24 protein-coding genes and 2 pseudogenes are annotated in these 25,563 nt (G+C 36.9%); 16 read left to right on the top strand and 10 right to left on the bottom strand.

Annotated elements, in window-relative coordinates; genetic code table 11:
• Nucleotides 1-90: 90 nt before the first annotated feature.
• Complete coding sequence (locus tag H6G25_RS03350) at nucleotides 91-1,518, top strand: site-specific integrase (RefSeq protein ID WP_190391265.1); 1,428 nt, start codon at nucleotides 91-93, stop codon at nucleotides 1,516-1,518.
• 68 nt (nucleotides 1,519-1,586) lie between these two features.
• Here H6G25_RS03350 and H6G25_RS03345 read toward each other — a convergent pair.
• Nucleotides 1,587-1,706: pseudogene (locus tag H6G25_RS03345) on the bottom strand (DUF433 domain-containing protein); the annotation flags it as partial.
• 650 nt (nucleotides 1,707-2,356) lie between these two features.
• On the opposite strand from H6G25_RS03345, the gene H6G25_RS03340 reads away from it, so the two are divergent.
• Together H6G25_RS03340 and H6G25_RS03335 are read left to right on the top strand one after the other, a co-directional pair.
• On the top strand, nucleotides 2,357-3,778 hold the full coding sequence (locus H6G25_RS03340) for a hypothetical protein (protein WP_190391264.1): 1,422 nt from the start codon (nucleotides 2,357-2,359) through the stop codon (nucleotides 3,776-3,778).
• A 347-nt stretch (nucleotides 3,779-4,125) separates the two neighbouring features.
• Nucleotides 4,126-5,004 (top strand): helix-turn-helix transcriptional regulator, encoded by an 879-nt coding sequence (locus H6G25_RS03335; protein WP_190391263.1) that lies wholly within the window; start codon nucleotides 4,126-4,128, stop codon nucleotides 5,002-5,004.
• Between the two features lie 34 nt (nucleotides 5,005-5,038).
• Here the strand turns inward: H6G25_RS03335 and H6G25_RS03330 are convergent, their stop codons facing one another.
• From H6G25_RS03330 to nifB, 6 genes and pseudogenes are all read right to left on the bottom strand, one after another.
• Nucleotides 5,039-5,776 (bottom strand): DNA methyltransferase, encoded by a 738-nt coding sequence (locus tag H6G25_RS03330; RefSeq protein ID WP_199319647.1) that lies wholly within the window; start codon nucleotides 5,774-5,776, stop codon nucleotides 5,039-5,041.
• A gap of 247 nt (nucleotides 5,777-6,023) precedes the next feature.
• A pseudogene (locus tag H6G25_RS03325) lies at nucleotides 6,024-6,458 on the bottom strand (AAA family ATPase); the annotation flags it as partial.
• Between the two features lie 224 nt (nucleotides 6,459-6,682).
• Nucleotides 6,683-7,594: a Fe-S cluster assembly protein NifU gene (nifU, locus tag H6G25_RS03320; RefSeq protein WP_190391260.1), complete on the bottom strand. Its 912-nt coding sequence runs from the start codon at nucleotides 7,592-7,594 to the stop codon at nucleotides 6,683-6,685.
• Between the two features lie 251 nt (nucleotides 7,595-7,845).
• Complete coding sequence (nifS, locus tag H6G25_RS03315; RefSeq protein ID WP_190391259.1) at nucleotides 7,846-9,054, bottom strand: cysteine desulfurase NifS; 1,209 nt, start codon at nucleotides 9,052-9,054, stop codon at nucleotides 7,846-7,848.
• Nucleotides 9,055-9,160: 106 nt separating this feature from the next.
• Complete coding sequence (locus H6G25_RS03310) at nucleotides 9,161-9,505, bottom strand: 4Fe-4S binding protein (protein WP_028089573.1); 345 nt, start codon at nucleotides 9,503-9,505, stop codon at nucleotides 9,161-9,163.
• Between the two features lie 115 nt (nucleotides 9,506-9,620).
• Nucleotides 9,621-11,069 (bottom strand): nitrogenase cofactor biosynthesis protein NifB, encoded by a 1,449-nt coding sequence (gene nifB / locus H6G25_RS03305; RefSeq protein WP_242034871.1) that lies wholly within the window; start codon nucleotides 11,067-11,069, stop codon nucleotides 9,621-9,623.
• A gap of 1,157 nt (nucleotides 11,070-12,226) precedes the next feature.
• Between nifB and H6G25_RS03300 the strand changes: the two genes are divergently transcribed.
• The 8 genes from H6G25_RS03300 (at nucleotide 12,227) to H6G25_RS03265 (ending at nucleotide 17,543) form a co-directional block, all read left to right on the top strand.
• Nucleotides 12,227-12,718 (top strand): DUF2141 domain-containing protein, encoded by a 492-nt coding sequence (locus H6G25_RS03300; protein WP_190391258.1) that lies wholly within the window; start codon nucleotides 12,227-12,229, stop codon nucleotides 12,716-12,718.
• A gap of 654 nt (nucleotides 12,719-13,372) precedes the next feature.
• Complete coding sequence (cysE, locus tag H6G25_RS03295) at nucleotides 13,373-14,101, top strand: serine O-acetyltransferase (RefSeq protein WP_190391257.1); 729 nt, start codon at nucleotides 13,373-13,375, stop codon at nucleotides 14,099-14,101.
• 31 nt (nucleotides 14,102-14,132) lie between these two features.
• The gene (locus H6G25_RS03290; RefSeq protein ID WP_028090089.1) at nucleotides 14,133-14,390 is read left to right on the top strand and encodes an Asr1405/Asl0597 family protein; all 258 of its coding nucleotides are present in this window, start codon (nucleotides 14,133-14,135) and stop codon (nucleotides 14,388-14,390) included.
• A 352-nt stretch (nucleotides 14,391-14,742) separates the two neighbouring features.
• Complete coding sequence (locus H6G25_RS03285; RefSeq protein WP_028083314.1) at nucleotides 14,743-14,940, top strand: DUF2949 domain-containing protein; 198 nt, start codon at nucleotides 14,743-14,745, stop codon at nucleotides 14,938-14,940.
• Nucleotides 14,941-15,286: 346 nt separating this feature from the next.
• Nucleotides 15,287-16,417: a homocitrate synthase gene (gene nifV / locus H6G25_RS03280; protein ID WP_137907130.1), complete on the top strand. Its 1,131-nt coding sequence runs from the start codon at nucleotides 15,287-15,289 to the stop codon at nucleotides 16,415-16,417.
• A complete protein-coding gene (locus tag H6G25_RS03275; protein WP_028083316.1) occupies nucleotides 16,407-16,694 on the top strand; it encodes a nitrogen fixation protein NifZ in 288 nt (95 codons plus the stop codon). The genes nifV and H6G25_RS03275 overlap by 11 nt, the downstream gene beginning before the upstream one ends.
• Nucleotides 16,669-16,872, top strand: a complete 204-nt coding sequence (nifT, locus tag H6G25_RS03270) for a putative nitrogen fixation protein NifT (RefSeq protein ID WP_190391256.1) — start codon at nucleotides 16,669-16,671, stop codon at nucleotides 16,870-16,872. The genes H6G25_RS03275 and nifT overlap by 26 nt, the downstream gene beginning before the upstream one ends.
• Nucleotides 16,873-17,003: 131 nt before the next feature.
• Nucleotides 17,004-17,543 carry a (2Fe-2S) ferredoxin domain-containing protein gene (locus tag H6G25_RS03265; RefSeq protein WP_190391255.1) on the top strand — a complete coding sequence of 180 codons (540 nt, stop codon included), beginning with the start codon at nucleotides 17,004-17,006 and terminating at the stop codon, nucleotides 17,541-17,543.
• A 490-nt stretch (nucleotides 17,544-18,033) separates the two neighbouring features.
• Here the strand turns inward: H6G25_RS03265 and H6G25_RS03260 are convergent, their stop codons facing one another.
• On the bottom strand, nucleotides 18,034-19,326 hold the full coding sequence (locus tag H6G25_RS03260) for an ankyrin repeat domain-containing protein (RefSeq protein ID WP_190391254.1): 1,293 nt from the start codon (nucleotides 19,324-19,326) through the stop codon (nucleotides 18,034-18,036).
• Nucleotides 19,327-19,529: 203 nt separating this feature from the next.
• Between H6G25_RS03260 and H6G25_RS03255 the strand changes: the two genes are divergently transcribed.
• Nucleotides 19,530-20,000 carry a DUF4079 domain-containing protein gene (locus H6G25_RS03255; RefSeq protein ID WP_028083127.1) on the top strand — a complete coding sequence of 157 codons (471 nt, stop codon included), beginning with the start codon at nucleotides 19,530-19,532 and terminating at the stop codon, nucleotides 19,998-20,000.
• Nucleotides 20,001-20,144: 144 nt separating this feature from the next.
• On the opposite strand, the gene H6G25_RS03250 is transcribed toward H6G25_RS03255, so the two are convergent.
• On the bottom strand, nucleotides 20,145-20,795 hold the full coding sequence (locus H6G25_RS03250; protein ID WP_190391253.1) for a DUF1997 domain-containing protein: 651 nt from the start codon (nucleotides 20,793-20,795) through the stop codon (nucleotides 20,145-20,147).
• Nucleotides 20,796-21,077: 282 nt separating this feature from the next.
• Between H6G25_RS03250 and H6G25_RS03245 the strand changes: the two genes are divergently transcribed.
• From H6G25_RS03245 to H6G25_RS03230, 4 genes are all read left to right on the top strand, one after another.
• Nucleotides 21,078-21,734, top strand: a complete 657-nt coding sequence (locus H6G25_RS03245; RefSeq protein WP_199319652.1) for a glycoside hydrolase family protein — start codon at nucleotides 21,078-21,080, stop codon at nucleotides 21,732-21,734.
• A 122-nt stretch (nucleotides 21,735-21,856) separates the two neighbouring features.
• Nucleotides 21,857-22,444, top strand: a complete 588-nt coding sequence (locus tag H6G25_RS03240) for a biotin transporter BioY (protein ID WP_190391252.1) — start codon at nucleotides 21,857-21,859, stop codon at nucleotides 22,442-22,444.
• A gap of 70 nt (nucleotides 22,445-22,514) precedes the next feature.
• Nucleotides 22,515-22,976 (top strand): signal peptidase II, encoded by a 462-nt coding sequence (lspA, locus tag H6G25_RS03235; RefSeq protein WP_190391251.1) that lies wholly within the window; start codon nucleotides 22,515-22,517, stop codon nucleotides 22,974-22,976.
• 16 nt (nucleotides 22,977-22,992) lie between these two features.
• The gene (locus tag H6G25_RS03230) at nucleotides 22,993-25,263 is read left to right on the top strand and encodes a transglycosylase domain-containing protein (RefSeq protein WP_190391250.1); all 2,271 of its coding nucleotides are present in this window, start codon (nucleotides 22,993-22,995) and stop codon (nucleotides 25,261-25,263) included.
• A gap of 140 nt (nucleotides 25,264-25,403) precedes the next feature.
• On the opposite strand, the gene H6G25_RS03225 is transcribed toward H6G25_RS03230, so the two are convergent.
• Nucleotides 25,404-25,553: a hypothetical protein gene (locus tag H6G25_RS03225; protein WP_190391249.1), complete on the bottom strand. Its 150-nt coding sequence runs from the start codon at nucleotides 25,551-25,553 to the stop codon at nucleotides 25,404-25,406.
• Between the last annotated feature and the right edge of the window lie 10 nt (nucleotides 25,554-25,563).

The raw sequence follows: 25,563 nt of genomic DNA, 5'->3' as shown, positions 1-25,563 counted from the left end.
ATTAAAAACCGGAAAGTGTTCATTTTCAACTATGTTTGCTGCAATCATTGTCTGAGGTGAACAGTTTTTTTATGAGGGTAAATCTAGGGTATGGACAGAACACAGGAAGCATTTGCCGATTTTCACCAAACAGCTATTACCGACGGGGGATATTTAGGCAGAATGCAAGCAGTAGAAAATCAAGAAAATCATCTAACGGCAAAACTGATAACAGAATTAAAAGCAATTAATGCTAGACTAAGAGCCGCAAGAGTGAGTGTTTCTGTCAGAAAATCCGGCAATTCATTACAGTTGAGAACTACCCTACCTATTAAACCAGGTGATTTTGATAAAAACGGTAGCAGGACAAAACAATATGATATTTCTTTGGGTATTCCTTTTAGTTTTGATGGTTTAAATACGGCAGAAGAAGAAGCGAATGAGTTAGGAAAACTGATTGCTAGAAAACAATTTATTTGGACTGATAAATATTTAGGAAAAACTAGATTTAAGGCTAATTCAAAAACTATTGGAGATTTAATTTCTGAATTTGAGCAAACCTATTTCCAAACTAGAAAACGCACTCTCAAAAGTAACAATACTTTTAATAGTTATTTCTATATTGCTAATGCACATTTACCAAAGGATAAATTAGCGATAAATGCCAATTTTATTGATGCTGTGAAATTTTGCCCTTCATCGGATAGTGTGAAAAATGAATTAATTAAGGTAATTAGGGTTTTGTGTAAATGTTCTGGTTTAGAAGTTCCAGAATTGAGTAATTTAAAAATCAAAGCTATTTATCAACGTCAACGTGATATACCAACTGACGCAGAGATAGAACAAGAATATCTAAAGTTTGAAAATTATGCTATTAATCGTTCTAGTAAGTTGATAACTAGAGAAGATAGAAATAATTGGAAGTTGTGGAGATGGGTATATGGGATGTTAGCTACTTATGGATTAAGACCCATTGAACTTTTTGTTAATCCTGATTTAAATTGGTGGTTATCTTCAGAAAATACCATGAATACATGGCGTGTTAATGAAGAATGTAAAACGGGAGCAAGGGAAGCTTTACCATTATATCCCCGTTGGGTAGAAACTTTTAATTTAACTACAGATATAGAAGCAATTGAGTTATTAAAAGCGAAAATTAAAGATAAAGTTACAAGTCGAGAAATCAATTCTGCGCGACATGGAACAGACAGATGGTTTAGATTTGTGGGGATTCCCTTTCAACCCTATGATTTACGGCATGGTTGGGCAATTAGAGCGCATTTAATGGGGATTCCTATTAAAGCTGCTGCGGATAATTTGGGTCATTCTGTGAATATGCACACATCCATTTATCAAAAGTGGTTTAGTTTGGAAAATCGTAAGGTTGCAATTGAGGAAGCAATTAAGAAAAAATCGAAAGTCGAAGATTTACAGGATATAGTGATTAGATTAGAACAGGAAAATGAGAGGTTGAGAATTGAGAATGAAAGATTAAGGTTACAGGTAGGAAATCAAAGTTTGATGAAAATGATTAATTAAAATTATAATCTGTAGGTTGGGTTGACGCAAGGAAACCCAACAAATATTGGTGGTGTTGGTTTACCCTTTTCTGTCATACGACCTGCAAGATATTCTAAAATATCATATACGGTTATTCGCATTCCTCGAATACAAGGTTTGCCGCTGCGTTTGCCAGGTTCAATGGTGATAATTTTGTGGTAGTCCATAAAATATGATAATTTTTCCATTTTAATAATTATAGCAATAGCTCTCTCAACAACACCGGAAATGCGATCGCAAACCTCACCGCAAGTATCGCTCTCAAAACCCACAACACCAGAAATGCGATCGCTCTCAAAACCCAAAATACCAGAAATGCGATCGCTCTCAAAACCCAAAATACCAGAAAAGCGATCGCTCTCAAACCACAACACCAGAAAAGCGATTCCTACGGAGCGCTTCGCTATCGCTCTCAAACCACAACACCAGAAAAGCGATTCCTACGGAGCGCTTCGCTATCGCTCTCAAAACCCACAACATCAGAAATGCGATTCCTACGGAGCGCTTCGCTATCGCTCTCATAACTCACAACACCAGAAATGCGATTCCTACGGAGCGCTTCGCTATCGCTCTCATAACTCACAACACCAGAAATGCGATTCCTACGGAGCGCTTCGCTATCGCACCCATAACCCACAAACAGTGATCAAAATTACTGTTGCTATGTTATTAAGATCACTTATTTATTAAGATAAAGTGATATATGTAATACTTAATTACTTAAAACATAAATTAATTATGAATATTTTTAAGATCACTTACTTGTTGGGATAAAGTGATATATGTAATACTTAATTGCTTAAAACATAAATTAATTATGAATATTTTTACGCCTATTGTACCTGATACAGAGCAACATCAACACTTTCGTCTTATTGCTCAATCAGGACTATATGAACCAGAGATTGAAGTTCTGAAAAATTGGGCAGATGGATTTGTGGATAGAGACGGTAAATTTATCAGAGAGTTTCAGACAACATTTAACTCTTCATTCTGGGAATTATATCTTTTTGCTTGTTTCAAAGAACTTGGTTTTAGTGTTAATCTATTCCATGCCACCCCAGATTTTATATTAACTTCTTCTTATGGTGAGTTTATAGCTGAAGCGACTACATCAAATCAACCTCAAGGTTTCCGTCCTGAATGGGATAAAGATTTAAATATGCTGGATGGAATCACCATTGATGAAATGTTAAGACTATCTACACTTCGCCTCTTACAATCAATTACAGAGAAACACAAAAAGTATGTTTCAAAATATTCACAACTTAATCATGTGAAAAATAAGCCTTTTATTCTATGCGTTACTCCATTCGATCAGCCATTCTTTTTTCTTCAGGACAGTTTAGCACTTGTTCGTGTTCTTTATGCCTATGACCAACCCCTAATAATCCAAGATACTCAAAAAAACGAAATAATTATTATTGGTGAATCCAGAAAATATCAAGTACAAAAAAAACCAGGTGTAGATATTTCTCTAGGCTTGTTTACGAATCCTAATATGTCTGATATTAGTGCAGTTATGTTTAATAATAGGGCAACTCTTTGTAAAGTTCGCGCTATTGCTGAAGGAGGAAAATACCCTGTTATTTTCTATGGTTATAGAGCTATTGAATCAGAACATGAAACAGGAGTAGAAAGATTTAGTCTTGAAAGAACCGAATATAAAGAAACGTTACTTGATGGTTGTCAAATTCTATTGAATCCGTTTGCCAAACATCCTTTAAATACAAAAATATTTGAAGGAAGAGAAATAGCAATTCATAATTATGAGATATCTACAGACAGATATCAATTGCAAATTCCTAACGGATTTCTTTACCAACGAGTATGTATGCCTATTTATTGTGGTGATTATGGTGAAAAGGCTATTGAAACTATAAAAAAATACAAAAACTCGACTTCTGACACAACAATATATGAAGACTTACCCTCAGAAAAATGGTCAGAAGATCAACTAATCTACATTGGAGGTCAAATTGGACCGTTCTCCAAAAATCACATGGCTCATTATAGAGGTTGGACTATTCTAGTTTCTCTTGACTCCATTGATGAAGATTGGAGTGCTTTAGCAGTCAAGAAGCTATGTTATAGTCATCCTCAATTTATGGTAGCTAACGAGGATCAGAATAACACAGCTATAGATTTATCAGAATGGTTGCCAACGAAAGAAGATGCCTATGCTACCATAAAATCTAAAATTGATAGCATTTTTGAAAATAATAATGGAGATATATAAGGTAGGTTAGATATTTCTATTGCCAATTAAATTGTAAACAAAAAATCAGTAATCCATTTATCAAAAATCATGTATCTCTCTTGACACTAGGGACAAAATAGGGTAAACAAAAGAATAAACCCTAACAAAAACCCCATTTCTAGTTCATCGTACGTATCGCTTGCAATTACAGCGATTTGCAATCATATAAGGTACATCTTAGCCCCCTCATCGCTTGCGGGGAGGGGGTTTTGGGGGTGGGGTTCTTATTCCGGGTTTGATGACAATTTGCTGTAAGTTAATATCCTGTTTTGGGATATCCCATATTAGGATACTAAACTGCTTATTGTTTTTCTAGTTAAGTACCCATGACTTTATCTATTTTTACAGAGCAATATGCAAAATTTCGAGAACTTCTTATAGAATATCGTCAACGCATTTCATTCACTCAAGCACAATTAGCACAAGCACTAAACCGTCCACAATCTTTTGTATCGAAATATGAAAGTGGTGAACGCAGACTTGATATTATAGAGTTTTTGGAAATTGCAGAAGTTCTTCAATTTGATCCTTGTGAATTACTAAAAAGAGTTAATGATGATACATTAGCAACCCAGACTATTATGGATGAATGGGAAGTTACAGCAAATGAATTGACCATTTTACTCGCAGAAAATCCTAGTTTGAGAGGAATGCTTTTGGGCTATGTTGCTGAACTTAAACTCAGGAAAATAATTGCTAATTTTCCTGGTGTAAAATATATGAAAAAGTTTGATGATCATGATAGAAAAAAGAAAGGAGATTTGCACATTATTTATCATCATCGAGCTTTTAGTATTGAGTCTAAATCTTTACAAAAAACTCAAAGTAAATGGGACAAAGAAAGTCAAATTTGGTTTGGAAAAGCTCAAGTAGATGCCAGTGATAATCGTGAAATTATTCTTCCTAATGGTAGAAAATTAAAAACAACCCTTCTTATCAGAGGAGAATTTGATATTCTTGCTGTTAATTGTTATGGATTTAATAAAACGTGGAACTTTCAATTTGCTAGAAACTCTGATTTACCATGTTCATCCTACAAAAAATATACAGAAGAAGAAAGAAACTTTTTAATATCTAGTTTGATACCTGTGAGTTGGCCACCACAACCCCCATTTTATAGTGATTTGACAGAATTACTGGATCAAATGCTGGCAGATGGGGAAGGTTATGATCCTTCAGAGTTTGGATTAGAACAGGAAATATAGAAATTATAAATTCTATCAATTCCATATATAAATTCTACTTCTTTTTTATAAATACAAGGAAGTATGAATGATTTTTTCGAGCGTGTACTTGCTTTTTTAATCTGCTGACTGAAGGCTTATTAGTTCTCATAACAACAAATAAGTCTTTTGTGTAGTAGCCATTTTTTTCATATTCGTTAATTATTTCTACATGAGTTAACCATTGCTTTCCGGCACTAACTTCATCTTGGCATTTAACTATTAGTATTCCATCTTTTCTTAAAATTCTATAGGCCTCTTTACCAGCTTTAAAGTATATATCGGTAACTGCTGCGTGCCATTTCTTCGTACCAATATTTTCAGTATCTTCATTAATTTCATTTCCATTTGAGTAAGCATCAGAAAATGAATAATGTGTACCAGAACCAGCTTTTTGTGAGGCTTCTTTTCTATAAAAGCCTTCCATATATGGAGGATCTAAAACTACACAATCTATTGATTGATTTTGATATGGTAATTTACGACAGTCTACTCCTGTGGATATGTCAGTAGCAAGAAGTTTATACTTATCTTTAAGCACATTTTGCCAAAAAACTCCTTTTCCCCAAGTAACATCCGCTACAATAGATCCCTCTGGAACGTGCAATTGGAGAATATTGGCAAAAACTTCGGCGTTTCCTGATAAATAAGCAGACATGATCAGGTCTGAAGTTGGTTGACCACTTTGCTTACGCTTGTTGAGAGAGATATTTTCGCTATCAGATTGTAAGATTGATCTCTGTATGTATTGCATAGGTTTCGACATTATCCTTCTTTAAGGTACATATAATTAAAGTTATTATAAACCATGAATCAGTAACCCATTTATCAAAAATCATGTATCCCCCTTGACAATAGGGACAAAATAGGGTAAACAAAAGCAGAAAAACAAAACAAAAACCCCATTTCCCCAAAAAATACTAGGGCAAAAATAGGGCATAAAAAAATCAAACTTCCCCACCAATTGCACCAACAAAAACCCTAGAAAAAACAGCTTAATCTTCACGGATAGGCATAGCAAAACCACCACATACAACGTCACCTAATACGTCGTAAGATACGAAGTCTAAATCTTGGTAAGCACCGTTTTCTTCTAGGAAGTTAATAGCGGTGATAATACCACGACCAGCGCAACCTACACCGGGTTCTGGACCACCAGATTCTACGCACTTAACACCACGGAAACCGGTTAACATGACTTCGTGGAGTTCCAAATCTTCAACAGCGCCTCTTTCAGCAGCCAAGTGTAATACGGTGGTTTGAGCCTTGGAGTGAAGCATCAAACGGGTGGAGTCAGCTTTAGGGTCGCAACCTACGATCATGATGCGTTGACCCATTTCAGCCATAGCTGCGAGGGTGTTTTGAGAAGTGGTAGATTTACCGATACCGCCCTTGCCGTAGAAAGCTATCTGTCTAATATTTGCGTCAGTAGTCATTGTTCGTGTTTTCCTAGAATTGGTTGATTTGGTGTTTTTCGTCTGTCGGTTCTCACGGCCAAGTTCTACGGCGGTGAGCGTGTGTAGAACGTCGCTACGGGGGCGATCGCTCTACAAAACATCTAGTGGTGTTCATAGTATTTATTGGGTTGTAGGGATTTTTGTTTGTGAGTGGTCAGTTGTTTTTTCCTAGTAACTAATGACCACTGACTAATGACTAATTTCTAAACTGCTTCGACAATAATTTCTTTGCTGATGCGATCGCGTAATCTCGCTTCAATGGCAATCTTTAAGGTAGCGGTACTGCTAGAACATGAACCGCAAGCACCTTGAAGAATTACTTTAACTTTATCACCTTCGACATCATAAAGTTCTACATCTCCCCCGTCGGCGATTAACACGGGTCGGACTTCTTCATCTAATACTTTTTGAATCAGGGCAATTTTTTGGACTGTAGTTAATGGTTTTTGTTGCCCGACAATAAACTCTGAATTAGGAATTTCTGTTTTAGCTTTCGCCTTGTAGCTGTAGAGATTTTTGTTGGCGGCTTCCTGCTTTACTTCTCTGATTATATCATCAATCTTCGTTAAACAAGAACCGCATCCGCCACCAGCTTTTACATAATTTGTTACTTGCTCTGCACTGAAGAGATTGTTTTGTGCAACTGCTTTCTTTATCTTAGCATCAGTTATTCCGAAACAACTACAGATGAGGACACCTTCTTCATCGTCATGTGCCTCTAGAGGAATGCCACGATAATTATAAATGGCAGCTTCTAAAGCCTCTTGACCCATAACAGAACAGTGCATTTTCGCTTCAGGTAAACCACCTAAATAATCAGCGATTTCCTTATTTGTTACTCCCAAAGCTTCATCTAAAGTTAAACCTTTAATCATTTCAGTTAAAGCACTAGAAGAAGCGATCGCACTAGTACAACCAAAAGTTTGAAAACGTGCATCAAGAATTTTATCTGTTGCTTCTTCAACTTTCAAATGTAATCTTAAAGCATCACCACAAGCAATACTTCCCACTTCACCAGTTGCCACTTTCACACCAGCTTCACCGGTTTCTTCAATTGCACCTTGATTTTTAGGATCGTAAAATAACTCTAATACTTTATCAGTGTAGTCCCACATAATTGATTTTGGATTTTGGATTTTGGATTTTGGATTTTGGATTTTGGATTTTAGATTTTGGATTTTGGATTGGTAATTGGTAATAGAGGAATCCCATTACCTATGACCCATTACCTATTACCTATTTACTAAAGTTTGTCCTTGTAGTCCCACGTAATTGATTTTGGATTTTAGATTTTAGATTTTGGATTGGTAATTGGTAATTGGTAATTGGTAATAGAGGAATCCCATTACCTATGACCCATTACCTATTACCTATTTACTAAAGTTTGTCCTTGTTGTTGTAACCAATCGGCATTATCATTTTTGAAGGGAGATAAAGCCCGCAGACGGTCAACAATTTCCGGCATGACTGCAATTACTTGATTAATTTCTGCTTCCGTAGTATAACGAGAAAGACTAAAGCGAATTGAGCCATGTAAAGTAGTGTAGGGTAAACCCATAGCTCGTAAAACATGAGAAGGTTCAAGAGAACCAGAAGTACAAGCAGAACCAGAAGAAGCGCAAATACCGTACTTATTTAAAGAAAGCAAAATTGCTTCACCTTCAATATATTTGAACCCGATATTTGTCGTATTTGGTAATCTATTTTTAATATCACCATTTACTTGACAATCAGGAATTTTAGCCAGAAGAGATTGTTCTAAATAATCGCGTAACTTTCTTTCTTTCTGAGTTGCTTCTGCTAAATGTGATAATTCCAATTCCGCAGCTTTCCCTAAAGCAATAATTCCGGGAACATTCTCTGTACCTGCTCTACGTCCTCGTTCTTGATGTCCACCAACTAAGAAAGGACGGAAACGAACCCCACGTCTAACATACAAAGCACCAATACCTTTAGGAGCATGAATTTTGTGACCAGATATAGTTAACATATCTATGGTGCTGGTCTTCATATTTAAGGGTATTTTACCTACCGCTTGCACTGCATCAACGTGGAAGATAGCTCCATATTCTTTAACTCTAACACCAATTTCTTCAATGGGAAAAATTGTGCCGGTTTCATTATTGGCATACATTACTGTTACTAAAGCAGTGTTACCAGTTAAAGAAGCTTCTAACTCATTCAAGTCTATTTGTCCTTGAGAATTAACTGACAAATAGGTAACTTGATAACCTTTAGATTCTAATTGTTTACAGACATTTAAAACCGCAGGATGTTCTACTTGAGAAGTGATGATATGACGTTTTTCTGGTTGAGCTAATAACGCTGCATGAATAGCAGCATTATCACCTTCAGTTCCGCAACTGGTAAAAACAATTTCCGATTCTTCGGCTCCCAGTAAAGCAGCAATTTGTTCTCTAGCTGTTTTTACAGCTTTTCCCAATTGTCCACCAAAAGTGTGCATACTGGAAGGATTAGCATAATAATCCGTCAAATAAGGCATCATAGCCTCAACAACTTGAGGATCTATTTTAGTGGTGGCATTATTATCAAGATAAATGCAATTATTTTGCATGGTTTCCATATAAAGATTATGAGTAATTAGCTAGAATTATTAACTGGTAATTGGTAATAGGTAATGGGGGAAAATATTACCTATTACCTATCACCCATGAAATCACCTATATAATTACTTGGCCTTGATGCTTTTGCAACTGTTGGGAAAACTTCTGAGAATAAGAGCTATACCAACGCTCCCAGTAGTCTTGTTTATTTGTTAATTTTGCTAAAACACGGTGGTAATAAGCAAACCAACTTTCCCAATAATCACTAGATTGTTGAACACAACCATCAGCAGTCGGACAAGTGGCCTTACATTGAGGTACGGTGTGAATACTACCAGCGCAATTTGTGCAAAGTTGAGAATCAATCCAATAATTACCATCAACTTCTTGAATTGCACCAGTAGGACAAACAGGTAAACACAACTTGCAAGAAATACACTGGCTAGTAATTTTGTAAGCCATGATTATTTACCTTTGTGTAAATTGGTGAAGAGGTAAAAGGTAATAGATTAGATGATTAGGTGTTGAGAAAGAGGTGATTGGAAATTATTACCCATTACCTATTACCTATTACCTATTACCCATTAACCTGAACATATTGCTCGTAAAATTCTAAAGCAACCTTTTCAATTACGTCGTAGGCTTCAACAGCTTTTATTCCTGCTGCTTCTAATTGTTCTTTAGGACAGTTGCCTATTTTCGATACCAAGACTGCTTTACAATCTGCGATCGCTTTCATTATATTATCTGCGGTAGCTGCTTCGCTGTAACCACCTTGACAATATTGATCAATCTTGCGGTGACTAACAAAACGAACTTCATTTCCATCAACTTCATACACTTGAAATTCTTTGGCGTGTCCGAAGTGTTGGTTAACTAATCCACCGCCTTTTGTGGCTACTGCAACCAAGATTTTAGGATTATTAGCAGATTTTTTGCCAGTCAATACTTTATCTTTTGCGGCCTTAATTTCTTCTCTAAATTTCTCAATACCTTCGTGAACTTCTTGGCGGGTTTCAAAGTTATATTCTGGAGTCATTTCCATGAACTTATCTTTGGTAAATTCCTGGCTCCGATCTTCTCCTAATAATCCTACCGCATCTGCTCGACACTGACGACAGTGGCGCATCATTTTCATGTTACCAGAACAATTATCTTGGACTTCTTTCAGTTCTTTTCCTGTAGGTCCACGTTGACCAGTTAAACCGAAATGTGTACCATGTTCGGGTGCAGAAATTAGCGGCATAATGTTATGTAAAAACGCGCCTTTCTCCCGAATTGCTTGATTAACTTCTACCAAATGTTGGTCATTAATTCCCGGAATCATTACAGAATTAACTTTACATAAGATATCAGCTTCTTTGAGAGCTTGTAATCCTTCTAATTGTTTTTCTAGAAGAATTTTTGCTCCTTCCACGCCTCTGTAACGCTTGCGTTTATAGTGAACCCAAGAATAGATTTGTGCGCCTATTTCGGGGTCAATGGTATTAAGGGTAATGGTAACGTGATCTATATTTAATTGTTTAATGCGATCAATATATTCTGTCAGCATCAAACCGTTAGTAGATAAGCACAATTTAATATCTGGGGCTTTGTCTGCAATTAGTTCAAAAGTCCGAAAAGTTTTTTCTGGATTAGCCAAAGGATCACCAGGTCCTGCCACTCCCAATACAGTCATTTGCGGAATTTTACCCGCAATTACTAACACTTTATGGGCTGCTTCTTCTGGTGTGAGCAGTTCACTCACTACCCCCGGACGACTTTCGTTAGCACAATCATACTTGCGGTTACAATAGTTACATTGAATATTGCAAGCAGGGGCAACAGCAACGTGCATCCTTGCATAGTGATGATGAGCTTCTTCGCTATAACAGGGGTGTTTAGCAATGCGTTCTCTAAGTTTTTCGTCCATTTCTGGAGTTGTGCTGCTGTCGCAACCGCAATTACCAGATTTAGCGGGGATGATAATAGAATCCTGATCTCGCAGGTTATCGGAGGTGAGAATGTTGGTAGCAGGTAGTGTCATTGAATTTCGCTGTTTGCGGTGGACTTGAGAGCCACTGTGGGAGATGCTGTTACTACTGCCAATGTCTAAATTATAGACATGGTGCTAATCTCATCCCTCCACTCACTTTTGACTATTAACTTTGTTTTGTTAAGGAGCGTTAAGTGATTGGCGATAAATGATTTATAGCAGCCCTTTTTTTTGTCCCCCTTGGTTGACAAAGGATAGAACTTATTAGATTTATTATGTTTGTACTCAAATCCTTAAATCCTTGTATTGCAACGATACAAAAATTAAAAAAGATTTTTTTGGGTTGGGGTGCAAGTATTTATAGTCAGGGGTACGAGTATTTATAGTTAGGGGTTCAGGATTTCTTTGTACTCATCTCCAAGTCAATATCTGTAAGGATTTCAACTAGATTTTTATCGAGTTTTCTTGATATTGAACTGTACTCAACTTTCCTACAACATCCGGTTTTTACTTCACCAAAGCCCCTCCTTTGATCAAGCAGAGGGGACTAAATTCCCCTTTCGGCTGAAAGCATTGGGGGATTAAGAGTTAGAGTACCTGACAAGCCTGGAATTTACCGTATGTATACAGCCTATCATTTTTTTCTCTAGAAATGCAATTTATATTTTTTTAATTTTTCGATGATTTGTGATGTAAATTGTGGTTACATCTCTTGCTGGATCAGGGATTTGGACTTAATAAGGCATCCATCTTAATGCAGATTATTTGCAAAAGATTTAATTTTTTGATCATTATTTATTGGTCATTTTCGATAATTTGGTTAGCCATAAACTTTCCATGATTAACAAGGTATATCTATCATAAACAAATCAAATTAGGAAAAAGTGATCAAAGTCGTTGTTGGCGGATGTTTGAAAAGTCGTAAAGTTTACCTTTAGCGAACGTGTGGGGTGAGAGGCTTTGAAACAACGTCTTAAAGAACCTATTGGTAGACCGAAAGTGACAAAGCAGCAAAGTTAGAAATTTTTAATTTGATACTTTGACAGTTCTGCAAGCTCAGGGCAAGCTATTCCCGCAAAGCCTCTCATCTTAGTACTTTCTGCTATACTTGTAAAAGTGATGTTCTTGTAGCTATTACACAATCGTAATACATTCACAAGATGGCTGGATAAAATATTAGTTCTATTTAATAGAGGGTAAATTAGTTAATGAAAGAACAGTTAAAAATCGCCTTACGGCAAGCATCAAGTCAGGGACTAATAGCGTTACTTCCTATTTTGGGAAGTTTCCTATTTTTAACTAGTGCGAGAGCAGATTTTAATGGTAATTTGACGATTAATGTGGTAGGCATAAAAAACCAATCTGGAAAAATTTGTGCTAGTCTTTTTTCTGGAAGTAAGGGATTTCCTAGTAATAGTAAAAAAGCTGTACAATCTGAATGTATCAAGATCACAGAAAATCCTCAAAAACTGAGTTTTAAGAACTTAAAACCAGGGAATTATGCCGTTGCTTTAATTCATGATGCTAATGAAGATGGTATGATGAATACTAATTCTTTTGGTATTCCCATAGAAGGTTTTGGGTTTTCTAACAATCCAGCAATTCTGACAGGTCCACCTAAATTTAATCAAGCGGCTGTTTTCGTAGCAGGTTCAAATACTGATCTTCAAATCAAAATGCAATATCTTTTGGGTCGTTGATTTACAACAATTTCAGCTTGAGTGAGGTAGACTTTATGCGGGCAAGATGCCCGCACCACAAGAGTTTTATCATTAATATCTGTACTTTGTGAATACCAGTAACTGCTGTATGTTGATGTAAATATTGGCGTTGCATAATAGCGGTATGAATTTAGCAACGCCTAAATATTCTGAGGGAGTCATTATTGATAATGCTTGGAAGTTTTGTATCCCCACATACAGCTAACAAACCATAAAACAAAATAAAGAAATCCAGCTTTCATCTAGCAAACCCATAAAATAATAATAGTATTAGGTAATACATAAAAACTATATTTACTGTCATCAAAGCAACGATTCTGAAGCAATGAGTACAACTGAATATATCTGAAAATATCTTACCTAAATAGCTGCAAAGTCTTACTGGTTAAGGGATTTGTTTTGAGTACAAAAATGCTGCATCCCTCAACCAAAAATACCAGTACCCCAGTTAGAAAAAGCTAGTACCCCTACCCCAACAGAAAATGTAAAGTTCTGTTAAAGAGGGGTTTAAACCTATTGAGTACAAAGGTAATAAATTTAATAAATCTAATCTGCGTTACTAATTTTGTCCCTTTGAAAGTTATCTGATATAAGCATGAAAACACTACAGGATCTTTTCACCTCACAGTATCAATGCACCAGTCTTTAAACAGTATCAGTAAAGCTGAAAATGTCAATACAAACCTGAAAAAAAATCAAAGTCCTGGACTATTTTTAGAACCGTTAATTAGTGATTTTCGGATTATTTTTGAGCGTGATCCAGCCGCTTATAATTGGTTAGAGGTTATATTTTGTTATCCTGGGTTTCATGCCCTTTGTTTACATCGTCTTGCCCATTGGTTACACCTCCATAAAGTCAGTTTTATTCCTCGGTTTATTTCCCATTGGGGACGGTTTTTGACAGGAATTGAAATTCATCCAGGGGCAAAAATTGGCAAAGGTGTATTTATTGATCATGGTATGGGTGTGGTAATTGGTGAAACTGCCATTATCGGAGATTATGCTCTTATTTATCAGGGTGTAACATTGGGAGGAACTGGTAAAGAAAGCGGTAAACGTCATCCTACTTTGGGTGATAATGTTGTCGTTGGTGCTGGTGCGAAAGTATTAGGAAATATTCAAATTAGCGATCGCGTTCGTATTGGTGCAGGTTCAATTGTCTTGAGTGATGTGCCTCCAGATGCCACTGTAGTCGGCGTTCCGGGAAGGATTATTTCTCGTAAGTCGAATAACCACATTTCACCCTTAGAACATGACAAATTACCCGATATAGAAGCAGGGGTAATTCGTTCTTTACTTTCCCGAATTGACCAACTGGAAAAACAAATACAAACTCTCACAAATCATCATCAAGATGATTAATAAAGTCAACTGTATCCAGGTTGAATTACTCATGGCACACAATTGTAATTTTTTAAATATTGGTGAACAAATTTTGCAAATTCCTCTGGGTGATAGATGGTGTATTTATCACCGTTTGCAAGAGTTAATGATTTCTTGTTCCTGTCCCCCGGATGGGTCTTTGCGTATCCAAGTCAATAACCTCCAAGAAGCGATTCTAGTTCGTAGTACATTAATGCAATTTTTTGCTTCTCGTCATCAACTAGTGACATGGTTAGAGAATTGTTTGTGTAACAGTGTGGAGTTTTGATCAGTATGAATGATGACTATTAAGTAGATGAACAGAAAAATTTAAAGGTATGTGAAGAAAAGTAAAATCACTCAAAACTCTCTTCCTGTTTCCTGTTTCCTGTTCCCTGTTCCCTGTTCCCTGTTCCCTTGCCCCAACGACAATTTTTAACGCCCACCTACTTAATGATTTTGGGAATATCTAATCAAAAGCATATCAATCCTAAGTCATTGTTCGCTCACAAACTATCTTGCATATTCAAGATAATTCACCTAAGCTTAGGTTCACCCAGTTTGCTCAAACTAAAATAATTAGTCATTGCTTATGGGAATAACTTGTACTTTATATTGATTTCGATTGTCAATGTCCAATTATGGTGATTAATAGTAGTAATAAGAAGTTATTGCAATTCCTACAAAAAGAACTAGCACTTTCCACCGCTGATATTGCAGTAGCAACGCGACACCCTGAATTTAATCATTGTCCTTTACCGATGCTGCTTTGGCAATATGGTTTAGTGGATTTACAGCAATTAGACAGAATTTTTGATTGGCTTGCAGAACATTCTTAGTTAAGGTAGATGAAAAATTATCAGTGAACATCAGAGGTAAAATTATGATTACTAGCTTAATTGCTGGCTTGAGTATGTTATTTTTTACAGGATTTGTTAATGTTTATCTGGGTTATTGGCTGCTGACAAAATCCACAAATAATACTACCAAAAATACTTGAGAAGTGATACCAATTTTTGGTTTCTTATCATACAGATGCAACAGAAATATTGGAGTAATAATTAAGGATCGTAAATCATGAATCATGATTTATTCGCTCAATCAAATATTTATTGTCCATCCAAGACTTTAAAGAATTGTAGCGAACAAGGATATTAGAAAAAACTCCGCTAGAGGGATGTTAAAATGTATCAAATCATGATTAATGATACGACATTACGTGATGGAGAACAGGCGGCAGGTGTTGCTTTTAACTTAGAAGAGAAAGTAGCGATCGCTCAATTCTTAGATACCATTGGTGTCCATGAATTAGAAGTAGGAATTCCCGCCATGGGAGAGGAAGAAATTCGCGCCATTGTTGCCATTCGTAACTTAGATTTACAGGCTAAATTATTAGGTTGGAATCGCGCTGTATTATCAGATATAAAAGCTTCTATAGCCTGTGGATTGCAGCGAGTACATATTGCTATTCCTGTATCTGGAGTACAAATTGCGGCTAAATTTCATGGTCAATGGCGCGTAAGTTTACAAAGACTAAAAGACTGTATTAGCTTTGCATTAGATGAAGGTCTTTGGGTATCAGTTGGTGGCGAAGATTCTTCTAGAGCCGATGAAAATTTTCTCCAAGATGTTGCGTTATTATCCCAAGAATGGGGAGCGTCACGGTTTCGTTTTTGTGATACAGTTGGGGTACTTGATCCCTTCAGCACTCACATAAAAGTTCAGCGTTTAGTATCAACCCTATCAATTCCTATTGAGATTCACACCCATAATGATTTTGGACTAGCAACTGCTAACGCCTTAGCCGGAATCAAAGCTGGTGCTATGTCTGTAAATACCACCGTTAATGGATTAGGAGAAAGAGCCGGAAATGCAGCCCTAGAGGAAGTAATTATGGCTCTCAAATGTATCTACGGTGTTGATTTAGAAATTAAAACTCAACATCTGTTAAAACTATCTCAATTAGTTGCTAGAGCTTCCGGTGCTAATGTTCAACCTTGGAAAGCAATTGTGGGTGAAAATACCTTTGCTCATGAGTCTGGTATTCATGCTCATGGTGTACTCCAAAACCCCATTACTTATGAACCATTTTCTCCTGAAGATGTGGGCTGGGAACGGCGTTTAGTCATAGGTAAACACTCTGGCCGCCATTCATTATCTAACTTATTAGAACAGCATGGAATCTTTCTTGATTCTCAAGAAACCCAAGCTATTTTAGATATAGTTCGTCAACAATCAATTCTCAAAAAACGTAGTCTCACTACAGAAGAATTATTAAATTTAGTCAGCGAAAAAAGGTATTCCCATGCAACGTGATGAAATAGAACTGAACTCGCAACCTATTTTTGAAATTGGTCAAAAAGTCCGAGTTAAGAAACTAATCAAAAACGATGGAACTTTTCCCGGTCGAGAAATTGGGGAAGTTTTAGCAAGAATTGGTGATGTGGGTTATGTATCCAGTATCGGCACATTTTTGCAAGCTTATTATATCTATGCTGTACATTTTTTGGAAACAGGGTACATCATCGGTTGTCGAAAAAGAGAACTAGAATCTGCTGAGGAAAAACATGAAAGTAATGTTGCGAATGAATGATGTTGGTACTTTAGTTGTCTATGTCGCTAAAAAAGACTTAGAAGAAGAAGTAGTCAAACAAACAGATAGTGAAACAGGTAAAATTCTCACTTTAGCTAATGGTTGGGAATTAGAATTTAGTGAAATACCAGATAAAAGCTGTTTACCTTTAACTGTGGAAGCTAAACGTCTTTCTTAAAAACTGAGAAAATATCAAGAAGGTAACAGTTAAAAATCTCTTTTTTTCTCTTCCTTCTTGCTGGTAATTATCAACACTACCCCAATAAAATGGGGTTTATTATTTTTCTTGAAAAAGTTGAGTTATTGAAAATGAATGAAAAATATCTGAGATTATCGGAATTAAATATTGAGGGACAATTTTTAGGATTTGTGGATAAGGAAACAGAAAAATGTAAATATTTACGGTTGGGAATTGGCGCAGGAAACATCAAAATCAAAATTCCTAAAAATTTACGTTGTTCTCTAGGTTTATCTTTATTACCTGGTGAACAAATTCGCGTTAATGCTATTAGTAAATTAAACCCTCGCACCAATAAACTAAAACTCCAAGCTTATCAAATCCAAGCAGTTGGTTTTTGTCCTCTGAAAAATCCCCTTTCTCAACCGAAAGCCAAGATTATGGTATGTCAAAAATCTGGTTGTTTGAAACGAGGTGGAAAGGGGTTATTATCAGACTTAGAAAAAACTTTGTGCGATCGCGGTTTATCTGATCAAGTCATAATTGAACATACCGATTGTCAAAAACGTTGTAGTAGCGCCCCCAATTGTGTTTTAATGTTAGGTAAAAAGCAATATAAAAAAGTTCATCCAGAGGCTATAGCTTCTTTATTGGAGGATCACCTGAGTTAATAGATCCGTAAATAATTTGAAATTTCAGAATCTGATCGATTATAGCCACAATAGCTGTACTAATTCCTATAGTTTACCACCTAACCACAATCTAGCGCGACAGTCCTACAACAGCGTTATTACCTGATTACCAGAATTGTAGGAATTGACAGCAGTATGCTAGATGATTACCTTTTTTTAAATCCGTCAAGTACAGTTTTCTGAGAACTAATATTTAAGAAAACTTTAATTCTTTCTTTAGAATTACTCCAAACCATTGAAAAATCAGACTGAAGAAAGATTTATTAGTAATTGAAGTAGTTTTTATTACCTATAAAATGCTAATTCCAATACTACAAACTAAAATAAAACAATGTATATTGTTTACATCTAGCACAGTAGGAAACATCAAGACAGAAACAAGGTAATAGTAAAAGGTAAATTTACTTCTTTCTACCCTCTAAATATTTCATCTTGATGTTTCTCTTTTTTTTCCAATTTCTAAATTAAATTATTCCCGCGCTCCAGCTTCTCTTAATATTTTACTAATACCCCGATAATTATTAAATTCTGCAATCATTAAAGCTGTATAACCACCCTGATTTTTTAAATTTACATCTGCACCAAATTGGATTAATATATCCACAGCTTGACTATAACCTTCAGCTACAGCCCACATTAAAGCCGTTGCTCCCGAAGAGTTTTGTAAGTTTATATTTGCTCCTTTTGCTAGTAATAGTTGGAATATTTCGGGATAATTTGCAGTTATGGCTTTAACTAAGGCGGTTTTACCATCATCTGCTAATTTATTAATATCTGCACCATAGTCAAGCAATGATTTCACTGTTTTGAAATGTCCTTGAGATACTGCTAAGGTTAGCGCAACTTCTCCAAAGTTTTTCTTTTCCATATCTGCTCCCGCAACCAGCAAAACTTCTGCTATATCGCTATATCCCTGGAATGCTGCTATTAGTAAAGGAGTATCTCCCAGGTGGTTTCTAGTTTCCACATCTGCCCCTCTTTGTAGTAATATTTTGACTACATCAATATGTTCTTCTACAACGGCCAAATGTAACGCTGTTTCCCCTTCTTTTTCTTGATGATTAATTTCTGCACCCGCGTCTAATAAAGCAGTTATAATATCAATATTTCCCGTTGGTGTAGCTGCTAGTAATGCTGTTTCATTATCAACATTCTTGATATTAACATCAGCCCCAGATGATAACAATGCTTGTACTATTTCTAAGTAGCCTAAATCAGCGGCAATCATTAATACTGTCTCACCTCCGCGATCTTGGTTATTGACAATATTATTATTTTGTGTTAATGCTTTGACAATTGCCGGATGTTTGTGTTTAACTGCGAGTTTTAACGCGGTATCATCATCTTTGTCGGTAATCTCTAAATCCGCACCAGCCTTTAATAAGATTTGTCCAATCTCAAGATTACCTTTTAGCGCTGCTATCATTAATGCTGTACTACCATCTTCATTCGTAGCATTAACATTTGCCCCTTTAGATACTAATAGCTTCACCACATCTATCTGATTAGCACTAGCAGCCAACATTAATGCTGTTAAATGATAGGTTTTTCTGGCTAAGTTAATATTAGCACCAGCATCTAAGAGCGATCGCACAATTTCCGTATAACCTAAATTCGCAGCTAACATCAATACCGTATTTCCATGGTGATCGCTTGTATCCACACTAGCGCCATAAGTAAGTAGCGCGGACACTTTTTTGATATCCCCACTTTTCACAGCCTTCAGCAATGTGGTATCTTTATTTTCTATATTTTCTGTCATTCGTTATATCCTGTTTTAGCAGATGTGTATGAATTATCTTTAAACCTACAAAGGAAGAAACGCGGAAAGTAAGAGTTTAGGAGAGAGAATTTTTCACTTTCATATCCTAATTCAGCCACGCCGGAAAATTGCTGAGTCAAGAAAATAAATATATGCTAAATATGCTAAGTTTTATGAAGATATAATAAAGGGAAGTAAAAAATATGGCTCTTGAACTGACTCCAACAATAAAATTTTGGCTGAATTTTGCTCACCCAGCTATCATGTGGGTACTATTAGCGCTTTCCCTCTATGCTGCATATTTAGGGTTACAAGTACAGCGTACCAGAAATGCTCAAGGTGAAGAAAAGAAAGAGCTAGTTAAAGGACGATATACTATCAAACACCACCAAATAGGTTCTATCATCTTAGCTTTGATGGTAGCAGGTTCTATTGGTGGTATGGCTGTTACTTACATTAATAATGGTAAATTATTTGTCGGACCTCATCTCCTAGCTGGATTAAGTATGACAGGTTTAATTGCTTTTTCTGCATCTCTGTCTCCTTTTATGCAAAAAGGAGCAAATTGGGCCAGGATGACGCATATATTGTTAAATTTCGCTATTTTAGGACTTTTTGCATGGCAAGCTTTCTCTGGTATCGAAATTATCCAGAGAATTTTAACTAATGCTTAGATTATCATTAGTCATGGGTAATGGGTAATGGGTAATGGGTAATGGGTAATTGACTGATTTTCATTGCACCATTTCCTATTTCACTGCGGTCAAATTCCTAATTCCTGTACCTCAGTGAGATGGAAAGTGCTATATTACTTGTGATTACTTGTGTTTGCTTGGTGGAAAGGGAATATTTAAAGATTGATAAAAGTCTTTTTTTACCTTGCGTGTGAGACGACGGGAAATTTGATGAACAATTTCATTTAGGATGCGATCGCCTGTAGACTGAATTAAAGTACGGGGTAATCGTTGAATAAATTTGGGAAAGTGTAACTCAACTACTAAATACAATTCCCATTCTACCCTTGTAATCCCATCTACATCATCTATTAACCGTGTTAATGATTTATAATCTACCTCATAACCCGGGGCTTGATAATCAGGTAAAGAAATACTGCGAATGTGGTATTCTCGATCTTGAGGGGCTGATAACTCCAAACCAATCTTTGGTTCTACATCATAACCAAAAGCACCGAATTTACCCACAACCAAAGCATAACTATTTTCACTCAAAGCGCTCACCTTCATAGGTTCTGCACAACGACTAAACCATAAAGCATGGGCGTTAAAATAAGATTCTACCTGATCCAGACTTGCATATATTTCCATGCAATCTTGATAAGTTCCATAAAATTTAGTTTGACTTATATTATCTCCTGTTAACAAGTCATTATTTGCTGACACGCTTCTATTAATGGCTGAAGTAGAGTTTTGTAGTTCCAAAGATTGATATTCCCCCTTGTTTATAACCATAAATTTGTTTTTTGTATATCTTGAAGTTTGTTTATTTCTCTATGTTAATGATTTTTAATATAGCCAACACCATCTTACTGCTCTGAAAATTTGGTAAATATCATTTATGATTCCTATATGGTGGTCTTTTTTTACCTTTTAAATCTCCTGCATCAATTGTTGATATTCTCATAGTATAAAAAATAGATTCATTCACGTCATATTACTGAGGTTGTAAATTTCCTGAAATCAAAAGATAGATTTTTGTTAGTAGCAAAAAATTGAATTGAAAGGAGTTGAATTCTGAAAAGCTTTGAACTAAAAGGTGTAGAAAAACTCATTGCTCCCATAGCCTCACTTTTGGGATTTGTGTACCTATTTCAGTGGTATATTTATGGGGACATCCAATTATCCCCCGAACCGGTATTTAATAGAAAACAACCTCCTCTAGTTATGCGAGGTGGAGATCCTTATATCCGGGCATTAATGCGAACTATTTCTGCTAGTGAAGCCAATAGTAACCGTCCTTACTCTATCTTATACGGTGGCGAACAAGTTAATGATCTGAGTCATCACCCTGAAAAATGTGTGACTATCATTACTGGACCAAATATAGGTAACTGTTCCACTGCTGCTGGCCGTTATCAAATTATTAACACAACTTGGCATCACATTGCCCCTCGGTATCACCCAAAACCTCAACATAAGATATTTTGGACTAACTATAGTTTTGAACCAGAGTATCAAGATACTGTAGTTTACCGTTGGTTAAATGACTCACGGGTTTGGGGTGTGGATATTTCAGCGCTATTACGTCAGCAAAAATTAAATGACGTTTTACGAAAACTTTCCCCTACTTGGACAAGTTTAGGATACGGTATAGAAACTAATTCTGTTAGTCGGTCTTTACCTAATATCTATCAGCAAATGTTAAAAGAAGAACTACATCAAATCAATTAGTGTTAATTGTTGTTAAGTTTTAGATAAACCTTCCCAACATAACATTAAAAGATAAACCATCGGTTAAGAAAAGAAAAAATCTATTTATTGCCCTGATGTTAATCAATCATATCACCTAATAAATGTTTGCTGCATCGAATCAACTACTATGGTCTATGATAGGCTTGCTCCTGACAATGGGTGGTACTTTCCTAGAAGCTTATGGTGTTACCTCCCCTTGGAATTGGAGTCAGCACGGAATTCAAACCCTTTCATTAGGTGTCAGCTACCAAATTGGTGCAGTGCTGCTGGTAGGCTGTTTAGGAGGTCAAAATTCTGGGGCGCTCTCACAAATTGCCTATTTAGTCATGGGATTAACCTTATTACCTGTATTTGCCGAAGGAGGTGGTATCGGTTATGTTAAACTATCTCAGTTTGGGTATTTATTGGGTTTTATCCCTGGAGCTTGGATTTGTGGTTATTTAGCCTTTAAAGCTAGACCCCGACTAGAAACTCTGGCTTTTAGTTGTGTTTGTGGCCTGTTCACTGTTCACTTGTGCGGTATTACTTATTTGATTATCAGTTATATTTTGCCTTGGAAAGCCACGGAAAATCTATCTTTGATTCAGGCTATTCTCAAATACTCTTGCTTTCCATTACCCGGACAACTAGTAGTTGTTTGTGCTGTCACCATAGTAGCTTACATCCTCCGACATATAATGTTTTATTAGTCAGTGGTTATTGGTCATTAGTCATCAATCAAGAAAAAACAACTGACAACTGACAACCAAAAAATTTATCATGGGTATAAAAAACCGATACTTCTGGATTGCTGCTTCTATGGCATTCTTATTAGATCAACTAACAAAATACTGGGTAGTACAAACCTTTAAATTAGGACAAACACTGCCATTACTACGGAATATATTTCATTTCACTTATGTTACCAACACAGGAGCAGCTTTTAGTTTGTTAAGTGGCAAAGTAGAGTGGTTACGCTGGCTATCTTTAGGTGTAAGTTTAATATTGATCACCATTGCATTGTGCGGACCATTGTTAAGTTTTTGGGATCAACTGGGTTATGGTTTGATTTTAGGAGGAGCAATGGGCAATGGTATTGATAGATTTAGATTGGGGTACGTCGTTGACTTCCTCGATTTTCGGTTAATTGATTTTGCCGTATTTAATATGGCCGATTCTTTTATTAGTGTAGGAATTGTCTGTCTGTTAATTGCCTCATGGCAAAAAACACCAAGCCATTAAAATTGTTTATGTGTTTATGAGTTCACCCCAATCTCCTCAAAAGCCAAAAACTCTACTTGGTCAACTGACTCAAGCAGTAAATACCATTCAAGCTAGAGTTGATTTTTCCAAGTTGGCGCTCAAACCCAATGCCAAAGTACCAAAACTATTAGTTCATGATGCCGGAGTCAATCAAACCTTAGAATATCCATTATTAGGCGATCGCTATATTCTGGGACGTAGTTCTAAATCCTGTGATATCGTCGTCCGTAACCCAGTTGTCAGCCAAATTCATCTCTCACTGTCGCGGGATTCTACCCAAAACACCCCCATTTTCACCATCAAGGATGAAAACTCCACCAATGGCATATATCTTGGCAAAAGACGGATAAATGCCCTGGAAATGCGTCATGGTGATGTGATTACCTTGGGTCCCCCCGCATTAGCCGCTTCTGTACGTCTGGAATACATTGATCCACCATCCCATTATGTCCAAGCCGCTACTTGGACGGCTTATGGTGTTCTTGGTATTACCGCCCTGACAGCCTTAGCTATAGGTGTGGAATGGCTAAAATTTTCCGTTAGACCTTTACCTACAGCCACACGGGCCCCTGTGGTTGTCTATGCTCGTGATGGTTCAACCCCACTCCGTGAACCTCGGAATATCGCTCACGTAGATTTAAAAAACTTATCCGACTTTGGACCCTATTTACCTGCTGCTGTTGTCGCTTCCGAGGATAGTCGTTATTATTGGCACTTTGGTGTAGATCCTTTGGGTGTGTTGCGAGCCGTATTTATTAACAGTCGTAGCGGTGATTTTCAACAAGGAGCGAGTACAGTTACCCAACAAGTAGCTCGCAGTTTATTCCGTGAATATGTCGGTAGTCAAGATTCTTTAGAACGCAAATTAAAAGAAGTTGTTGTCTCTCTCAAATTAGAAACGTTTTACAGCAAAGATGATATTTTACTAACTTACTTAAACCGGGTATTTTTAGGTGCAGATACTTCAGGTTTTGAAGATGCTGCTAAATATTATTTCAGTAAATCAGCCAAAGAATTAACTCTAGCAGAGGCAGCAACTTTAGTAGGAATTTTACCCGCTCCCAATGCTTTTGATTTTTGTGGAACAGGTCCGCGCAAACTCGGAGCCGCTGATTATCGAAATCGAGTTATTAAACGAATGCTAGAAATGGGTAAAATTACCCAAGCAGAAGCTAACCGGGCCCGCCGTTCGACGGTGCAAATCAATCCTAAAGTCTGCGAAACACAAGCAAAAACCATTGCCCCCTATTTTTATGATTATGTCTTTCAAGAACTGATATCAAAACTCGGTCCGGCTGCGGCCAGAGAAGGTAACTATATCATTGAAACCCAATTAGATCCAGGTATTCAAGCTCAGGCCGAAACCGAGTTAAAAAAGTCCATTTCTCAAGCCGGCTCAAATTTGGGTTTTTCTCAAGGGGGGTTGGTAACTCTGAACTCGAAAACTGGCAGTATTGTGGCTATGGTAGGAGGGACTGATTACAGAAAAAGCCAGTTTAATCGCGCTGTACAAGCCCAACGACAACCCGGTTCTACTTTTAAAATTTTTGCCTACGCTGCGGCCCTAGAAAAAGGTATTTCTTCTTATAGAGGTTATTCTTGTAGTCCCTTACGTTGGCAGGGCTTTACCTATAAACCCTGTCGGGCTGGCGCTGGTGGTAGTTTAGACATAGCTACTGGTTTGGCACTTTCAGAAAATCCTATAGCCTTACGGGTAGCAAAGGAAATTGGGCTGAATAAAGTGGTGGGCATGGCCCAGCGTTTGGGTGTGAGGTCTAATCTGGAAGAAGTACCCGGTTTGGTCTTAGGTCAAAGTGTAGTTAATGTTTTAGAAATGACTGGTGCTTTTGGGGCAATTGGTAATCGTGGGGTCTGGAATCCTCCCCATGCTATCAGTAGAATTTTGGACAGTAGTGACTGTCAGGATCTCAAAAATAGAGAAACCTGTCGTGTTATTTACTCCTTTGATCAAAATCCCGATGCTGATAAAAAAGTCCTAAAAACCTCAGTTGCCAAACAAATGACTAATTTGATGCAGGGGGTAATTACTCATGGTACGGGTCGTAGCGCTGCTATTGGCTTAGGGGAAGCGGGTAAAACTGGAACAACAAATGATAATGTTGATCTCTGGTTTATTGGCTTTATTCCCAGTCGTCAACTTGTTACCGGTATTTGGCTAGGAAACGATAATAATTCCCCTACATCTGGCAGCAGCGCCCAAGCCGCACAACTTTGGGGTAATTATATGGGTAAGATTACTAAGTAGGGCTTACTGATAGCTTACGTGGCGTAGCCATAAAAGTTTTTTGTGGAGAAAAGAGTTGAGGGCAGAGTCAAGAGAGGCTGACCACTGACCAAAAAAATGGGACACAAGCCCCGTCCTTCTAGGACGGCTTTTCTTGATTCTTAATATAGGGCTTGCTGAATATAGCCATCAAGATTAGGACATAAACTAAGCTGTTGTGCAGCTTGATTGTATAATAAGGTGTTAACTAAATAAGCGATTCCTACGGAGCGCTTCGCTATCGCTAGGGAAGTATGCCAGCAAAAAATCATCTATCTCAAA

It is taken from the genome of Dolichospermum sp. FACHB-1091 (genome assembly GCF_014697585.1).
In the GTDB taxonomy this organism is placed as follows: domain Bacteria; phylum Cyanobacteriota; class Cyanobacteriia; order Cyanobacteriales; family Nostocaceae; genus Dolichospermum.
Note: the sequence above shows the minus strand (reverse complement) of the source record. Positions and strands in the feature narration are given on the sequence as shown.

Coding starts and splice junctions, on each gene's coding strand:
- H6G25_RS03350 (WP_190391265.1), top strand. CDS start 91: ATGGACAGAACACAGGAAGCATTTGCCGATTTTCACCAAACAGCTATT.
- H6G25_RS03340 (WP_190391264.1), top strand. CDS start 2,357: ATGAATATTTTTACGCCTATTGTACCTGATACAGAGCAACATCAACAC.
- H6G25_RS03335 (WP_190391263.1), top strand. CDS start 4,126: ATGACTTTATCTATTTTTACAGAGCAATATGCAAAATTTCGAGAACTT.
- H6G25_RS03330 (WP_199319647.1), bottom strand. CDS start 5,776: ATGCAATACATACAGAGATCAATCTTACAATCTGATAGCGAAAATATC.
- nifU (WP_190391260.1), bottom strand. CDS start 7,594: ATGTGGGACTACACTGATAAAGTATTAGAGTTATTTTACGATCCTAAA.
- nifS (WP_190391259.1), bottom strand. CDS start 9,054: ATGCAAAATAATTGCATTTATCTTGATAATAATGCCACCACTAAAATA.
- H6G25_RS03310 (WP_028089573.1), bottom strand. CDS start 9,505: ATGGCTTACAAAATTACTAGCCAGTGTATTTCTTGCAAGTTGTGTTTA.
- nifB (WP_242034871.1), bottom strand. CDS start 11,069: ATGACACTACCTGCTACCAACATTCTCACCTCCGATAACCTGCGAGAT.
- H6G25_RS03300 (WP_190391258.1), top strand. CDS start 12,227: ATGAAAGAACAGTTAAAAATCGCCTTACGGCAAGCATCAAGTCAGGGA.
- cysE (WP_190391257.1), top strand. CDS start 13,373: ATGCACCAGTCTTTAAACAGTATCAGTAAAGCTGAAAATGTCAATACA.
- H6G25_RS03290 (WP_028090089.1), top strand. CDS start 14,133: ATGGCACACAATTGTAATTTTTTAAATATTGGTGAACAAATTTTGCAA.
- H6G25_RS03285 (WP_028083314.1), top strand. CDS start 14,743: ATGGTGATTAATAGTAGTAATAAGAAGTTATTGCAATTCCTACAAAAA.
- nifV (WP_137907130.1), top strand. CDS start 15,287: ATGTATCAAATCATGATTAATGATACGACATTACGTGATGGAGAACAG.
- H6G25_RS03275 (WP_028083316.1), top strand. CDS start 16,407: ATGCAACGTGATGAAATAGAACTGAACTCGCAACCTATTTTTGAAATT.
- nifT (WP_190391256.1), top strand. CDS start 16,669: ATGAAAGTAATGTTGCGAATGAATGATGTTGGTACTTTAGTTGTCTAT.
- H6G25_RS03265 (WP_190391255.1), top strand. CDS start 17,004: ATGAATGAAAAATATCTGAGATTATCGGAATTAAATATTGAGGGACAA.
- H6G25_RS03260 (WP_190391254.1), bottom strand. CDS start 19,326: ATGACAGAAAATATAGAAAATAAAGATACCACATTGCTGAAGGCTGTG.
- H6G25_RS03255 (WP_028083127.1), top strand. CDS start 19,530: ATGGCTCTTGAACTGACTCCAACAATAAAATTTTGGCTGAATTTTGCT.
- H6G25_RS03250 (WP_190391253.1), bottom strand. CDS start 20,795: ATGGTTATAAACAAGGGGGAATATCAATCTTTGGAACTACAAAACTCT.
- H6G25_RS03240 (WP_190391252.1), top strand. CDS start 21,857: ATGTTTGCTGCATCGAATCAACTACTATGGTCTATGATAGGCTTGCTC.
- lspA (WP_190391251.1), top strand. CDS start 22,515: ATGGGTATAAAAAACCGATACTTCTGGATTGCTGCTTCTATGGCATTC.
- H6G25_RS03230 (WP_190391250.1), top strand. CDS start 22,993: ATGAGTTCACCCCAATCTCCTCAAAAGCCAAAAACTCTACTTGGTCAA.
- H6G25_RS03225 (WP_190391249.1), bottom strand. CDS start 25,553: ATGATTTTTTGCTGGCATACTTCCCTAGCGATAGCGAAGCGCTCCGTA.